Origin of the sequence: Novosphingobium aureum (assembly GCF_015865035.1) — a bacterium.
Lineage (GTDB): Bacteria > Pseudomonadota > Alphaproteobacteria > Sphingomonadales > Sphingomonadaceae > Novosphingobium > Novosphingobium aureum.
In genome coordinates this window covers 1-13,448 of sequence record NZ_JADZGI010000008.1, presented here as the reverse complement: position 1 = coordinate 13,448, position 13,448 = coordinate 1, and the positions used below count along the sequence as shown (strand labels likewise).

Genomic DNA, 13,448 nt, shown 5'->3' with positions numbered 1-13,448 from the left:
TGAGGACCTGCGCCCTTGATCGACTTCAAGCACACCGCTTCCGCGCTCGCCATGCTGGCCCTGGCCGCCTGCAGCACCGCTTCCTACACCGGCCCCGACATGCCCAAGGGCACCGCGCTGCCGCCGCCCGAGGAAAGTCTCGCGGGCGAACCCGACATCTCGGTTCCGCTGATGAAGGCGATGGTCAAGACGCTCGCCTCCGACGAGATGGAGGGCCGCGCGCCGAGCACTGCGATCGAGCCCAAGGTGCTCGATTACATCGTCACCCAGTTCAAGGCCGCCGGGCTTCAGCCGGGCAATCACGGCAAGTGGCTCCAGCCGGTGCCGACCGTCGAGATCACTGCCGGCAACGAGACGCCGCTCACCGTCTCTGGTAAGGGCAAGCCGCTCAGCTTCGCCTTCGGTGAGGACTATGTCGCGGCGAGCTACCGCGTCGTGCCGCAGACGCGCGTCAGCAATAGCGAGCTGGTCTTCGTGGGCTACGGCATCAACGCGCCCGAGCTGGGCTGGAACGACTATGCCGGGATCGACATGAAGGGGAAGACTGCGGTCATCCTCGTCAACGATGCCGACTACGATGCCGAGACCGAGGACGGTCCGTTCAAGGGGCGGCGCATGACCTATTACGGGCGCTGGACCTACAAGTTCGAAGAAGCTGCAAGGCAGGGCGCGACCGCCGCGCTGATCGTCCACGACACCTTTCCTGCGGCCTACGGCTGGAACGTCGTCAACTCGAGCTGGACCGGCGCGCAGTACTACGTGCAGAGCGCCGATGACGGGGCGAGCCAGACCGCGGCCAACGGCTGGGTGCAAAAGCCCGTCGCCGAGGCGATCCTAAAGGCTGCGGGCAAGGACCTCGCGAGCCTGAGCGAAGCGGCACGTCACAAGGGCTTCAAAGCGGTCCCGCTGGGCCTGTCGGCGAGCTTCGGCTTCGACAACGCGATCCGCAAGTCGACCTCGAACAACGTCGTGGGCATCCTGCCGGGCACCACGCGCCCCGACGAATACGTGCTCTACTCGGGGCACTGGGACCACCTCGGCCACTGCACCCCCGACGAGACGGGCGACGACATCTGCAACGGCGCGGTCGACAATGCGACCGGCGTCGCCGCGCTGGCCGCGCTCGCCAAGGCCAACGTCGAGGCGGGGCCCGCCGAGCGCAGCCAGGTCTTCCTTGCGGTCACACTCGAGGAAACGGGCCTGCTCGGTTCGGAATACTATGGCGCGAACCCGATCTTCCCGCTCGATCACACCGTGGGCGGGGTGAACATGGACGCGCTGCTGCCCGCGCCGCGCTCGCGCTCCTATGCCGCGACCGGCGGCGACAAGTCCGACCTCACCGCGATCTTCCGCGAGACGCTCGTCGAGGAGGGGCTCACCGAAGTCCCCGAAGAGCATACCGAGCGCGGCCACTACTACCGCTCCGACCACTTCTCGATGGCCAAGCGCGGCGTGCCGATGTTCGACATCTCGCGCAGTTCCGACCTGTTCGAGGGCGGCACCGCGGCCGGTGACAAGCTCGCTCAGGCCTATACCGACAACGACTACCACGCACCCAGCGACGAATATTCGGACGACTGGACCTGGGACGGCATTGTCGAGGATGTGGGGCTCTACTATCGGCTCGGGCGCAAGCTCGCCGATTCGGACTTCTGGCCGAACTGGCATGAAACCGACGAATTCCGTGCCATCCGCGACAAGTCGTGCGCGGCGGCCACGGGCGGCTGCGCCAAGCCGTAACCAGCCAGGACCAGGACCCTACGATGACCTTCGCACTTCCGCCCGAGTGGCACCCGCAGGACTGGATCTGGATCGGCTTTCCGCACGATCCGGTCGAATGGCCCGGCTTCCTCGAGGAAGCACAGGTCCAGATGGCCCAGTTCGCCAGCGTGGTTGCCGAGAGCGGGCAGGAAGTGCGGCTCGTCGTGCGTGACGAGGTCAACCGCGCGCGGGCGGCCGCGCTCGTCTCGGACAAGGTCGTGCTCGAGACGCGCCGTTATGGAGACGTGTGGCTGCGCGACACCGGCCCGCTCGTCACCATGGACGCGGCGGGCGGACGCAAGGCGATGCGCTTCGGCTTCAACGGCTGGGGCGGCAAGTACCTGATGGAGGGCGATCAGGAGATCGGCGCCGAGCTCGCGCGCGATGCCGGTCTCAGCATCGAGACCGGCGACTGGATCCTCGAGGGCGGCGCGCTTGACGGCGACGGTACCGGGCTCGTCGTCACCACCGAGCAGTGCCTGCTCAACCCCAACCGCAACCCGCAGCTTACCCGCGCCGATCTCGAGATGCGCCTCGCGCTCGATCTCGGCTACGAGCGGGTGCTGTGGCTGGGCGAGGGCCTGATCAACGATCACACCGACGGGCACGTCGACAACCTCGCGCGTTTCGTCGCGCCCAACACGCTCGCCCTGCCGCGCGCGACCGGAAGCGATGACCCCAACGCGGCGATCTACGCCGATGCCAAGGCCCGCGCCGAGGCCATGGGCGTGACCGTGTGCGAGGTGCCCTCGCCGGGCCGGGTGGAGAGCGAGGGCAGGATCGAGCCTGCCAGCTACATGAACTTCGCGATCACCTCGAATCTCGTCGTCGTGCCGATCTACGGCACCGCGCACGACGAGGAAGGTGTCGAGGCCATCGCCGATCTGTTCCCCGATCGCGAGACGGTGGGCGTGATGGCCGATGCGGTGCTGGCTGGCGGTGGCTCGTTCCACTGTTCGAGCCAGCAGATGCCCTCGGCGATCTGAGGCGGGCGCACCGGTTTTAACGCTTTGGCAAGAGCTTGGCGCGCATGATCGCGGCCATGGCACAGGTCATCGCCCTTTTTCCCTCGGACACGCGCGCTGCCAGCGTCCCGCGTTCCGCAATGCGTCGCCTTTCCGGGCTCCAGGCGCTGCGGCCCGTGGTCGTGGCGGGTTGCGCCGCGGCGCTGATTTTCGCAGGTCAGGCGCTGCCTTTCTGAGCGGCCCGGCGAAGTCCGGGGCCGCTTCGAAACATACTCTACAAAGGTCGCCATCACGGCGGCCTTTTTTCATTTTATCGCTGCGAAATAACGGCTTGCGCCAAGGCGTGCGCACGGCGCGGCACCCTGCTGCGCTGCAGCAAAGAATTGTTGCAAAGCGCCAATGCAATCGAAATCAACGATCCCGACCTTGCGCTGTCCGAAACAGTTTCGAGGAGATCGACGATGCGCCAGTTCAGCGAGACCGAAACCGCCACCGCCCGCGAAGGTGTTATGGGCAACCTGCTGCTGTTCGTGTTCGGCTGCGGCGTGCTTGCCTTCTTCGCCTCGATCGACCGAGTCGACTGGTTGACGATCCGCCCGGTCTCGGGCAGCTCTGCCGCTATGGCCGCGGCCTCGACCCGCGTCCAGCCTGCCGGGCCGGAGGCCGCTCGCCCCATGCTCGAAACTGCTCCCGATGACCGAGGAACCTCGCGAAGCCGATGATCGTCACGCCTGCGCCCCGTCCCGCCCGCATCGTTCGCGAAATATGGAAGCCGCTTGCGCTGCTGTTCGTGTGGGACGTCATCGTCACCGTCATCTACTACGTGCTGCCTTTCGATGCGCCCGAGCTGCCGGTCACGCTGTTCGGCTCCGCGCTGGCGCTGTTCCTCGGCTTTCGCAGCAATTCGGCCTACAACCGCTGGTGGGAAGGGCGTCAGCTGTGGGGGCTGATGATCAATGCCAGCCGCAACATCGCACGTAGCGCGCGCAACTTCCTGCCTGACCCGGAAGGCGCCGACTACAAGCGGCGCATCACCCTGCGCCAGATCGCCTACGTCAATGCCTTGCGCTGCCAGCTGCGCCGCCAGTCGCCCGACGAGGAAGTGATCCGCCTGCTCCCGCGCCACGAGGCCGACCTCGCGCTGCAGCGGGTCAACGTCGCCAACGGCATCCTTGACGGCACCGGCCGCCGCATCGACGAGGCGCGCCGCGCGGGGCTTATCGACACCATCCAGCAAGCGCAGATGGAGGCCGTGCTGGTCGACATCGCCAATGCGCAAGGGGGCATGGAGCGGCTCAAGAACACGCCGCTGCCGCACCAGTACCGCTGGCTGCCGACGGTTTTCACGCACCTGTTCTGCGTCCTGTTGCCGATCGGGCTCGTCGAGACGCTGCAGTTCGCGACCCCGCTCGGCTCGACCATCGCAGGCATGATGTTCCTCGCGGTGCTGACCATCGGTGACGATCTCGTCGACCCTTTCGCCAACACCGTTCACGACCTGCCGCTCAACGCGATGTGCCGCACGATCGAGATCGACCTCTTGCAGTGCATTGGCGAGGAGGCGCCCGCGGCGCTCAAGCCCGATGCCGACGGGGTGCTGTGGTAGCGCTTGACGCGCGGGCCCGCCCCGCTAGGGCTTGGCCATGGCAAAGGCAGACCGTCTCGAGCGCATGGATCAGCGCCGCTTGGAACTCGAAGCGGACTATACCGCAGACCTGATCGCGGCGCTTAAGGTGACCGCGGGCGGGACCTGGGGGTTGTTCGACCACAAGGGCGACAAGCACGCGCGGGCCAAGGTCGCACCGGTGATTGCCGCGCTCGAAGACCTTGCCGGCGAGATCGACGACTTGCGCGAGCGGCTCGACCTCGAACCATTCGCGCTCCACGCCGAGTTCATGGCCGCGTGCGGGCCCGCCAAGGCGCATGCCGTGGGCGAGCCCAAGCAGGCACAGGCCTGGCTGGAGCGGCTCGAGGCCTGAAGGCCGCCTGCCGCAGGGCCGCAGTGCTGACGCATCCGCGCTGCGAGACGCGTCGGCGCTGCCTTATTCGTTGGGCGTCGCGAACCAGATCACGTGCTTGGGGCCCTTGCCGTTCGAGCGCGAGGCGACCTTGCGCTCCTCGACCGCGAAGCGTGCGCGTTCGAGGCGACGGGTGAAGGCGGGGTCGGGTCCGGCTGACCAGATCGCGGCGACGCCCTCGGGGGTCAGCGCGCGGTAGAGTGCGCGAAGGCCCGTCTTCGAATAGATGACGTTGTTGTCCTCGCGCACGAGCCCGTCGGGGCCGTTGTCGACGTCGAGCAGGATCGCGTCGTAGTCGCCCTGTGCGCCATCGATGAAATGCGCGACGTCACCGATCACGAGGTTGACGCGCGGGTCATCGAGGCAGCCCGCGGCAACCTCGGCCATCGGGCCGCGCGCCCATTCGATGATTTCGGGGACCAGCTCGACCACGGTGATCTTGGCATCGGCGGGCAGGATGCGCAGCGCGGCGCGCAGGGTGAAGCCCATGCCGTAGCCGCCGATCAGGAAATGCGGCTTCTTCGATGCCTTGACCCGTTCCCAGGCCATCGTCGCGAGCGCCTCTTCCGAGCCCCACTTGCGCGTCGACATCAGCTCGTTGTGGCCGAGCACGATCATGAAGTCCTTGTCGTGGCGGTAAAGCTCGAGCTTCTCGCCATCGGGGACCCATGCGGCATCGATGAGTTCGCGTGCAATCATGACCGGCCTTTCTCAAGCAGAAATCCGCCTTCGCCACCGCCTGGGACCCGAGTCCGGCGCGGCGGCGAAGGCGGGGGATATCAGGCGCGCAAGTCGGGCGCGGTGGCGGCGGCGGTGAGCATCGCGACGGCCTCGTCGAGGCTCATCACCTGCTGCTGCTGTTCGCCCAGCGTACGGATCGCGACGGTGCCTTCCTCGGCCTCGCGCTTGCCCACCACGAGCAGGTGCGGGACCTTGGCGTGGCTGTGCTCGCGCACCTTGTAGTTGATCTTCTCGTTGCGCACGTCGGTCTCGACGCGAACGCCCGCAGCCTTGAGCCTGGCGGTCACCTCGCGCGCGTAGTCGTCCGCATCCGAGACGATGGTCGCGACAACCGCCTGGACCGGGGCGAGCCAGACCGGCAGCTTGCCCGCGAAGTGCTCGATGAGGATGCCGATGAAGCGTTCGTACGACCCGAAGATCGCGCGGTGAAGCATGACCGGGCGGTGCTTCTCGCCGTCCTCGCCGACATAAGTCGCATCGAGGCGCTCGGGCAGCACGCGGTCCGACTGGATCGTGCCGACCTGCCAGGTGCGCCCGATCGCGTCGGTGAGGTGCCATTCGAGCTTGGGCGCGTAGAACGCGCCTTCACCGGGCAGTTCCTCCCAGCCGTATTCCTCGGTGGCGAGGCCTGCGGCGATAACCGCGTTGCGCAGCTCGTCCTCGGCCTTGTCCCACATCTCGTCGGTGCCGAAGCGCTGTTCGGGGCGCAGCGCGAGCTTGATCGAGTAGGTGAAGCCGAAGTCCTTGTAGACGCGGTCGGCCAGCTCGCAGAAGGCGCGGGTCTCGGCGACGATCTGGTCCTCGCGGCAGAAGATGTGCCCGTCGTCCTGCGTGAACTGGCGAACGCGCATCAGGCCATGGAGCGCGCCGTGCGGCTCGTTGCGGTGGCAGCAGCCGTTCTCGACGATGCGCAAGGGCAGGTCGCGGTAGGACTTGGTGCCCTGCTTGAAGATGAGCACGTGCGCGGGGCAGTTCATCGGCTTCAAGGCCATCCAGTCGGCCTCGTCCGAGACGATCGGGCCATCGTCCTCGGTGTTGGGCGTCTCGTCGGGAATGACGAACATGTTCTCGCGGTACTTGCCCCAGTGGCCCGACTGTTCCCACTGGCGTGCGTCCATCACCTGCGGGGTCTTGACCTCCTTGCAGTCCGCCGCCTCGACCGCGCGGCGCATGTAGTCCTCGAGCGCGCGGTAGATGACATAGCCGTTGGGGTGCCAGAACACCGAGCCGTGAGCTTCGGCCTGGAGGTGGAACAGGTCCATCTCGTTGCCCAGCTTGCGGTGGTCGCGCTTGGCGGCTTCCTCGAGACGGGTCAGGTGGGCGTTGAGCTGCTTCTTGTTGAGCCAGCCGGTGCCGTAGATGCGGGTCAGCTGTGCGTTCTTCTGGTCACCGCGCCAGTAGGCACCGGCAACGCGCATCAGCTTGAAGGCCTGCGAATCGAGCTTGCCGGTCGAGGGCAGGTGGGGGCCGCGGCACATGTCGAGCCAGTCCTTGCCCGACCAGTAGACGGTCAGTTCCTCGCCCTCGGGCAGCTCTGCGGCCCACTCGGCCTTGAAGCTCTCGCCCTCGGCACTCCACTTGTCGATCAGCTGCTGGCGGGTCCAGACCTCGCGGGTCAGCGGCTTGTCGGCCTTGATGATCTCGCGCATCTTCTCCTCGATGGCGGGCAGGTCGTCCATCGAGAAAGGCGCGCGGCTCGCGGGCGCCATGACGTCATAGTAGAAGCCATCGTCGGTCGAGGGACCGAAAGTGATCTGCGTGCCGGGCCAGAGCGCCTGCACCGCCTCGGCCAGCACGTGGGCATAGTCGTGACGGGCAAGGTCGAGCGCCTCGGCCTCGTCCTTCGCGGTGACCAGCGCGAGCGCGGCGTCGCCCGCGAAGGGGCGCGAGAGGTCGACCAACTCGCCGTCGATCCGGGCGGCGATGGCGGCCTTGGCGAGGCCGGGGCCGATCGCGGCGGCGACGTCCGCAGGGGTCGAGCCTTCGGGCATTTCGCGCACCGAACCGTCGGGCAGGCTGATCTTGATCATCTCGGACATCGGACTTGTCTTTCGCTCATGGGCCTTCGCGGCGCTGCTCGGGCGGCCTTTGGCACAAGGCGGACCACAGCGGCAAGGCCGGGCATCGGGTGAGGGGGCGATGTTTCGGGAGGATGACGCCGCTCCGCCCGAAGCCCGGGCAGCGGCGGTACGCGTGTTCAGGCCGCGACCAGCCGTGCCCGGGCGCGCCGGGTGGTAGTGGTCGTGGTGGTAGTCACACGCTTGGTCATGGTGGCGCCAGCCTTAGCAGCGCCTGCCCGCCGAGTCACGCGTCACGCGCTGGCCATGGCGACAGGGTCTGGAAGACAAGGGAGCTGTCCTTAATGTCAATGTGGCTTGACACGAATGCGGTATTTATGACAAACACCCTTTACATAAGTGAAAGGGAGCTTGTCATCATGCCGATCAGGATTGCCATCACCTGGGCCCTCGCCATCCTTGCCGTGGCCGTGCTCAACATCCTCGACGTCCTGCCCGACTGGACGACTTTCGCCGCCGTCGTGGCCATGCCTGCCTTCGCGGTGTCGTCGGCGCGGCGCTGTGCCGCTCGTGCCGGGCGGGGCTGATCGTGGGGCTGATCCCGAAGAGCGCGGTCCAGCGCCGCTACTTCGTGCGCCTGTTCGGCTTTGCCGGGCTCTATCTGGCAGGCATCTTTACCGCGAGTCGCCTGCTCGACAAGGCGGCGCCGGTCAGCGCGGGCAACGTCGCCATCGCGCTGCTGCCCGGACTTGCCGTGCTGGGCATGATCTGGGCGATCGGCCGCTTCTATACGGAGCTCGAGGACGAGTACCTGCGCATGCTCGAGGTCCGCAAGGCGATGTTCGCCACCGGCGTCACGCTTGCGATATGCAGCGTCTGGGGCATCCTCGAGCTGTTCACCACGGTCTCGCCGCTGCCCCTGTTCTGGGTCTTCCCGATCTGGTGTTTCGGCCTCGGCCTCGGCGGCTTGTGGAACAAGCTGACGCTCGGCGATGCGGGGTGTGCGTGAAGAACCGCCTCAAGGTGCTGCGCGCCGAGCGCGGCTGGAGCCAGCAGGACCTCGCCACGCGTCTCGAGGTTTCGCGCCAGAGCGTCAATGCGATCGAGACGGGCCGCTACGACCCGTCGCTTCCGCTCGCGTTTCGCATTGCGGACCTGTTCGAAAAGACGATAGAAGAGATATTCGAGAGGGACTGAGATGTCCTTGGGGAGAGTGACGATGCCGCGCTGGTACCGGCGGTCATCAGGAGCAGGCACCGGCAAGCGCCGGATCGTAGCGGGGCTGGCCTTCGCGATGGTGCTCGGCTGCGCGGTCTGGACCGGTCTCGCGCGCGACGAGACGCTCTCGCTCGATATCGATGCCGTGCCTGCCTATGTCTTCGAGCGTGCGGGCGGCGGCATGGTGCTGTGGGTCGCGAACCCGGTTCTGTACTGATCCTCCAGCGGAGGCTTGTCACTCAGCGCAGGCGCGGGCCGAGGCGCCGCTCCGACCATGCCTGCCAGCCCGCCACCGCCAGCCATCCGACGGTCATGCACACAAAGGGCATGACCGGATAGTGGAACCGCGACTGGCCCGAGAACACCACCGCGATCGCGCTCGGGAAGGCGGCGATGGCATAAGGCAGCAGCCACCAGCCGGGCCAGCGCTGCCCGTCGCGTTGACGGCGTATGAGCATCACCACGAAGGCCGCGGCGAAGGCCAACATCAACGCACCATAATAGGCCTGGTTGAGGTATCGCACGGCGCGAAACAGCGGGGCTACATCTTCGTAGCCGGGCGTACCGGCCTGATAGGCCCACTCCGCCTCGCCATCGGGCAGCCACAGCCGCGCGAGCTTCTTCGGCGCCAGCGCAAGGAACCTGCCGGGGTTGTCCGCGATCCATTGCCAGCCCAGCCGCCGTGCCTCGTGGTCGCGCGCGACTTCGTCGAGATCGGTGCGCTGGATCAGGCTTTCGACAGCCGGACCCTCGGGCGAATAGTCTCCGCTTGCCGCATCGTGGTTGCCGGTGAGCAGGGTGTAGCCGCCATTGGTCGAGACGAGGACCCATTCGCCGAGTACCTCGTGGTTGCGGATCGTCCAGGGCAGGACCGTCAGCAAGGCGACGCCCAGCACCAGCAGGCCTTCGCCCAGCAGCCGCGGCAGGCGGCTCCAGACCCCGCGCATGCGCAGCCAGTCGATCGCGAAGACCAGCGGGATCACTACCAGCGTCTGCGCCTTCACCAGTGTGGCGAAGCCGAGGATCACGCCCGCAGTGACCAGTTGCAGGCGCTTGTCGCGGATCACGAGAATCCAGCAGCCGGTCATCAGCAGCAGCGTATAGAACACCTCGGTCAGCGCGAGCGGCACGTAGCCGATGGCGTTGGGATAGACCGCGAGCAGCAGCAGCCCCATGCGCGCGGCCGCCTCGTTGCCGAAGATGCGCCGCCCCAGCGCCAGCGTCAGCGCCCCGGTGAGCAGCGCGCTGAGCAAATTGAACAGGCCGAGCGCCACCTTCGAGACACCGAACTGCGCGTATATGAGCGAAAGCGCCATGGGCCAGCCCGGTGGCCAGAACGCGGTCGGTTCCCCGGCATTGTCGAGATAACCCTGACCCGACGAGAGCGCGATTGCGCGCATGTCGTACCACAAGGCGTCCGAGGTCGGCTCGACCGGCACGAACAGCACGGCCACGCGCAGCACGAGATAGAGCGCCCAGATCGCGAGCAGTACCGAACGGTCCTGCGCGAACCATTCGAGGCGCAGCGCCATGCGGCTCGGCGGCGTCGGGAAGCGGATGACCTCGGCGCTCATGGGGTCCTTCGTGTCGGTCGGGAACGGGTGTTTGGCGGGCCATCATTAGGCGTGAAGCGGACCGGGGTGAAAGCGAAAATCGCCTTGCCCATGCGTTGACCTGAAAGGATGGGCCCCCGTCTAGGGCAGCATCTTCGCTTGCCCTTCGTGCCCGCGCTCCCCACCTTGCCGCCCATGACCGAGATCCGCTTCCACGAAATGGCCGATGGCCGCCGCATCGCGCACCGCTTCACCCCCGGACAGGGCCCGACGATCGTCTTCCTGCCGGGCTACATGTCCGACATGGCGGGCAGCAAGGCCACCGCGCTGTTCGAGATGGCCCAGCACGCCGGGCGCGCCTGCCTGCTAATCGACTATTCGGGCTGTGGGCAGAGCGATGGCGACTTCGCCGAGGGAACGCTCAGCCGCTGGCGCGACGAGGTGGTCGCGGTGATCAAGGCCGCCGGGCTCGACAAGGTGCTCCTGATCGGGTCCTCGATGGGCGGCTGGCTCATGCTCATGGTCGAGCGCGCGCTGCCGCTCGAGCAGGTCCACTCGATGATCGGCATCGCCGCCGCGCCCGACTTCACCGACTGGGGCGTGCCGCAGATGGACAAGGGCCTGCTCGCCGATGGCGAGACGATCTACGAAGACAATCCCTATGGCCCCGAACCGACCCCGACGCACCCCGGCTTCTGGGCGGACGGGCAGGCCAACCTGATGCTCGGCGGCGAAATTCCCTTCGATGGCCCGGTACGCCTGCTGCATGGCCAGCGTGACGAGGACGTGCCTTTCGATATCTCGATGCAGCTTTCGGCAGCGTTGCGTTCAGACGACGTGCAGGTGACGCTGATCAAGGATGGCGACCATCGCCTCTCGCGTGAGAGCGACATCGCCGTGCTAATGCGCACCGTCGCCGAACTGGTGCTCGCGCGCGATCCGGCGAGCTGACCGGAGACCCTAGACACATGCCCAGTCTTACGTTCCTGCTGCCCGTCCTGGCGCAGCTTGGAGGCGGCATCGGCACCGCCCCTGCTTCCTCGCTCCCGCTCGAGATCATCGAGAAGAAGGAGGACGAGGCTCGCCGCGCGGCGGCGGCAGGTCCCGGCTATACCGCTCCGACAAGCAATCCGGGCGGCTGTATCGGCGCGGTCGAGGCCGATCCCGAACGATCCGCACGCCTCGCGCAAGAGGCGCTCGACCAGGCGGTGGGGCGCGAGAAGCTGCGCGCCGGGCTGTGCCTGGGCATAGCCCTCTCGGACCTCGGCCAGTTCGACGAGGCGCGCGATGCCTTCGTGACCGCGCGCGATGCGGCCGAGAGCGATGACCACGCAAGCCGCGCGCGACTGGGCGCGATGGCGGGCAACGCGCAGCTGGCCAGCGGCGATGCCGCGCGCGCACTGCTGCTGCTTGGCCCCGCCGCCGGCGAATCCAAACTTACCGAAGACAAGGCGCTGCAGGCCTCGATCGCACTCGACCGTGCCCGCGCGCTTGTCGCGCTTGACCAGGGCGACGAAGCCGCAAAGGCACTGGCCGAAGCGCGCGAGGCCGCGCCCGAAGACGCACAGGCCTGGTTGCTTTCGGCGACGCTCTCGCGCCGGCAGGACAAGCTGATCGAGGCGCAGAGCCAGATCGACAAGGCCGCGCAGCTGGCCCCGCGCGATCCCGCCGTCGGGCTCGAGGCAGGCGTCATCGCCATGCTCTCGGACAACGAGGAGGCGGCGCGGCGCAGCTGGAACTCGGTCATCGCCGTCGCCCCTGAAAGTCCAGAAGCCGGGGTCGCGCGCGGCTACATCGCCCAGCTCGGAGCCGACGCCAGCGCCCCGTGATCCATCCCTCCCCACTCCCGCAATTCGAGTACATGCCATGATCCCCCTTTCGGTCCTCGACCTCGTCACCGTGCGCGAAGGCGCCAGCATCGCCGATTCGATCGCGGTCAGCGTCGCCACGGCACAGACCGCCGAAGCGGCGGGATATGCGCGCTACTGGGTGGCCGAGCATCACGGCATGGCGGGCATCGCCGGGGGCGCGACTTCGGTCGTGCTGGCGCACCTTGGCAATGCGACGAAGTCGATCCGGATCGGCGCGGGCGGGATCATGCTGCCCAACCATACTCCTTACGTGATCGCCGAGCAGTTCGGCACGCTCGCGGCGATGTTCCCGGGGCGCGTCGACCTCGGCCTTGGCCGCGCGGCGGGCGCCGACGGACGGCTCGGCAATGCGCTGCGCAAGGACATCATCGGGGCTTCCGAGCGTTTCCCGCAGGATGTCGTCGAATTGCGCGCGCGCTTCGCCGGGCAGGCGGTCGGCGGGGTCGAATCGCCCCAGGCTTCGGGCGCCGACGTCGAGATGTGGATTCTGGGGTCGAGCCTGTTCGGCGCGCAGCTGGCGGCCATGCTCGGCCTGCCTTACGCCTTCGCCTCGCACTTTGCGCCGACTCATCTCGACGAGGCCGCGCGCATCTACCGCGAGCGCTTTGAACCTTCCGAGTTCTGCGCGAAACCGCATTTCATGGCCGGTATCAACGTGCTCGCCGCCGAGAGCGAGGAAGAGGCATGGTATCATGCTTCTTCGACCGACCAGAGCTTCGTCGCACTGCGCACCGGCAACCCCGGCCAGCTGCAGCCGCCGATCCGCGACTATCGCGCGGGGCTTCCGGGTGCGGCGCGCGCGATGCTCGAGCAGGTGCGCTCGGTCAGCGCGCTGGGCACGCCGGAGATGGTGCGCAGCCAGCTCGAGGCCTTCGCCCAGCGGACCGGCGCGGACGAGCTGATCGTGAGCACCTCGACTTTCGACCCGGCCATCCAGCAGCGCTCGCTCGAGCTGACCATGGCGGCATTCGCCTGATTCACCGCAGCTGCGGTGCAATCGGCTATCGCCTGCGCGCTCGGGAGCGAATAGGACGAAACCAGACAGGGCCCGGCGTCGTTGAGGCGCCGAACGCCAGATAGACAAACGGGGTGAGGCATGACCAAGTCGGACGTAGTGATCGTGGGTGCCGGGCACGGGGGGGCGCAGTGCGCCATCGCGCTGCGGCAGAACGGGTTTGAGGGCACGATCACGGTGATCGGCCGCGAGCCCGAATACCCCTACGAGCGCCCGCCGCTCTCCAAGGAATATTTCGCGCGCGAGAAGACCTTCGACCGCCTGTTCATCCGTCCCGCGACCTTCTGG

Annotated in this window: 17 protein-coding genes; 14 read left to right on the top strand and 3 right to left on the bottom strand. The window is 67.3% G+C overall.

Features of this window, described 5'->3' with window-relative positions:
- The first annotated feature begins 51 nt into the window (after positions 1–51).
- The 6 genes from I5E68_RS19215 (at position 52) to I5E68_RS19190 (ending at position 4,705) form a co-directional block, all read left to right on the top strand.
- Entirely contained in the window at positions 52–1,740 is a 1,689-nt protein-coding gene (locus tag I5E68_RS19215; RefSeq protein WP_197167287.1) for a M28 family metallopeptidase, read from the top strand.
- Between the two features lie 23 nt (positions 1,741–1,763).
- The gene (locus tag I5E68_RS19210) at positions 1,764–2,747 is read left to right on the top strand and encodes an agmatine deiminase family protein (RefSeq protein ID WP_197167249.1); all 984 of its coding nucleotides are present in this window, start codon (positions 1,764–1,766) and stop codon (positions 2,745–2,747) included.
- A 44-nt stretch (positions 2,748–2,791) separates the two neighbouring features.
- The gene (locus I5E68_RS19205; protein ID WP_197167247.1) at positions 2,792–2,962 is read left to right on the top strand and encodes a hypothetical protein; all 171 of its coding nucleotides are present in this window, start codon (positions 2,792–2,794) and stop codon (positions 2,960–2,962) included.
- Between the two features lie 225 nt (positions 2,963–3,187).
- Positions 3,188–3,448, top strand: coding sequence for a hypothetical protein (locus I5E68_RS19200; RefSeq protein WP_197167245.1), 261 nt, complete (start codon positions 3,188–3,190; stop codon positions 3,446–3,448).
- Positions 3,445–4,332, top strand: coding sequence for a bestrophin family protein (locus I5E68_RS19195; RefSeq protein ID WP_197167242.1), 888 nt, complete (start codon positions 3,445–3,447; stop codon positions 4,330–4,332). Before I5E68_RS19200 ends, I5E68_RS19195 begins: the two co-directional genes overlap by 4 nt.
- A gap of 37 nt (positions 4,333–4,369) precedes the next feature.
- Positions 4,370–4,705, top strand: a complete 336-nt coding sequence (locus tag I5E68_RS19190) for a hypothetical protein (RefSeq protein WP_197167240.1) — start codon at positions 4,370–4,372, stop codon at positions 4,703–4,705.
- 63 nt (positions 4,706–4,768) lie between these two features.
- Here the strand turns inward: I5E68_RS19190 and I5E68_RS19185 are convergent, their stop codons facing one another.
- Both I5E68_RS19185 and thrS read right to left on the bottom strand, forming a co-directional pair.
- A complete protein-coding gene (locus tag I5E68_RS19185) occupies positions 4,769–5,443 on the bottom strand; it encodes a spermidine synthase (RefSeq protein ID WP_197167239.1) in 675 nt (224 codons plus the stop codon).
- Positions 5,444–5,523: 80 nt separating this feature from the next.
- On the bottom strand, positions 5,524–7,524 hold the full coding sequence (thrS, locus tag I5E68_RS19180; protein WP_197167238.1) for a threonine--tRNA ligase: 2,001 nt from the start codon (positions 7,522–7,524) through the stop codon (positions 5,524–5,526).
- Positions 7,525–7,922: 398 nt separating this feature from the next.
- On the opposite strand from thrS, the gene I5E68_RS19175 reads away from it, so the two are divergent.
- From I5E68_RS19175 to I5E68_RS19160, 4 genes are read left to right on the top strand one after another with little or no spacing between them, the layout of a single operon-like run.
- Entirely contained in the window at positions 7,923–8,090 is a 168-nt protein-coding gene (locus tag I5E68_RS19175; protein WP_197167234.1) for a hypothetical protein, read from the top strand.
- A 2-nt stretch (positions 8,091–8,092) separates the two neighbouring features.
- Positions 8,093–8,512, top strand: a complete 420-nt coding sequence (locus tag I5E68_RS19170; RefSeq protein WP_197167232.1) for a hypothetical protein — start codon at positions 8,093–8,095, stop codon at positions 8,510–8,512.
- Positions 8,509–8,700, top strand: coding sequence for a helix-turn-helix transcriptional regulator (locus I5E68_RS19165; protein ID WP_197167229.1), 192 nt, complete (start codon positions 8,509–8,511; stop codon positions 8,698–8,700). Before I5E68_RS19170 ends, I5E68_RS19165 begins: the two co-directional genes overlap by 4 nt.
- A 22-nt stretch (positions 8,701–8,722) precedes the next feature.
- Positions 8,723–8,938, top strand: a complete 216-nt coding sequence (locus I5E68_RS19160) for a hypothetical protein (RefSeq protein WP_197167227.1) — start codon at positions 8,723–8,725, stop codon at positions 8,936–8,938.
- A gap of 22 nt (positions 8,939–8,960) precedes the next feature.
- On the opposite strand, the gene I5E68_RS19155 is transcribed toward I5E68_RS19160, so the two are convergent.
- Positions 8,961–10,295 carry a glycosyltransferase family 39 protein gene (locus tag I5E68_RS19155; RefSeq protein WP_197167225.1) on the bottom strand — a complete coding sequence of 445 codons (1,335 nt, stop codon included), beginning with the start codon at positions 10,293–10,295 and terminating at the stop codon, positions 8,961–8,963.
- 174 nt (positions 10,296–10,469) lie between these two features.
- Between I5E68_RS19155 and I5E68_RS19150 the strand changes: the two genes are divergently transcribed.
- The 4 genes from I5E68_RS19150 to I5E68_RS19135 form a co-directional block, all read left to right on the top strand.
- Positions 10,470–11,225: an alpha/beta fold hydrolase gene (locus tag I5E68_RS19150; RefSeq protein WP_197167286.1), complete on the top strand. Its 756-nt coding sequence runs from the start codon at positions 10,470–10,472 to the stop codon at positions 11,223–11,225.
- A 17-nt stretch (positions 11,226–11,242) separates the two neighbouring features.
- A complete protein-coding gene (locus I5E68_RS19145) occupies positions 11,243–12,103 on the top strand; it encodes a tetratricopeptide repeat protein (RefSeq protein ID WP_197167223.1) in 861 nt (286 codons plus the stop codon).
- 37 nt (positions 12,104–12,140) lie between these two features.
- The gene (locus I5E68_RS19140; protein ID WP_197167221.1) at positions 12,141–13,121 is read left to right on the top strand and encodes an LLM class flavin-dependent oxidoreductase; all 981 of its coding nucleotides are present in this window, start codon (positions 12,141–12,143) and stop codon (positions 13,119–13,121) included.
- A gap of 120 nt (positions 13,122–13,241) precedes the next feature.
- The coding region (locus tag I5E68_RS19135; RefSeq protein ID WP_197167219.1) for an FAD-dependent oxidoreductase at positions 13,242–13,448 on the top strand (207 nt) is incomplete at its 3' end.

Coding starts and splice junctions, on each gene's coding strand:
- I5E68_RS19215 (WP_197167287.1), top strand. CDS start 52: ATGCTGGCCCTGGCCGCCTGCAGCACCGCTTCCTACACCGGCCCCGAC.
- I5E68_RS19210 (WP_197167249.1), top strand. CDS start 1,764: ATGACCTTCGCACTTCCGCCCGAGTGGCACCCGCAGGACTGGATCTGG.
- I5E68_RS19205 (WP_197167247.1), top strand. CDS start 2,792: ATGATCGCGGCCATGGCACAGGTCATCGCCCTTTTTCCCTCGGACACG.
- I5E68_RS19200 (WP_197167245.1), top strand. CDS start 3,188: ATGCGCCAGTTCAGCGAGACCGAAACCGCCACCGCCCGCGAAGGTGTT.
- I5E68_RS19195 (WP_197167242.1), top strand. CDS start 3,445: ATGATCGTCACGCCTGCGCCCCGTCCCGCCCGCATCGTTCGCGAAATA.
- I5E68_RS19190 (WP_197167240.1), top strand. CDS start 4,370: ATGGCAAAGGCAGACCGTCTCGAGCGCATGGATCAGCGCCGCTTGGAA.
- I5E68_RS19185 (WP_197167239.1), bottom strand. CDS start 5,443: ATGATTGCACGCGAACTCATCGATGCCGCATGGGTCCCCGATGGCGAG.
- thrS (WP_197167238.1), bottom strand. CDS start 7,524: ATGTCCGAGATGATCAAGATCAGCCTGCCCGACGGTTCGGTGCGCGAA.
- I5E68_RS19175 (WP_197167234.1), top strand. CDS start 7,923: ATGCCGATCAGGATTGCCATCACCTGGGCCCTCGCCATCCTTGCCGTG.
- I5E68_RS19160 (WP_197167227.1), top strand. CDS start 8,723: ATGCCGCGCTGGTACCGGCGGTCATCAGGAGCAGGCACCGGCAAGCGC.
- I5E68_RS19155 (WP_197167225.1), bottom strand. CDS start 10,295: ATGAGCGCCGAGGTCATCCGCTTCCCGACGCCGCCGAGCCGCATGGCG.
- I5E68_RS19150 (WP_197167286.1), top strand. CDS start 10,470: ATGACCGAGATCCGCTTCCACGAAATGGCCGATGGCCGCCGCATCGCG.
- I5E68_RS19145 (WP_197167223.1), top strand. CDS start 11,243: ATGCCCAGTCTTACGTTCCTGCTGCCCGTCCTGGCGCAGCTTGGAGGC.
- I5E68_RS19140 (WP_197167221.1), top strand. CDS start 12,141: ATGATCCCCCTTTCGGTCCTCGACCTCGTCACCGTGCGCGAAGGCGCC.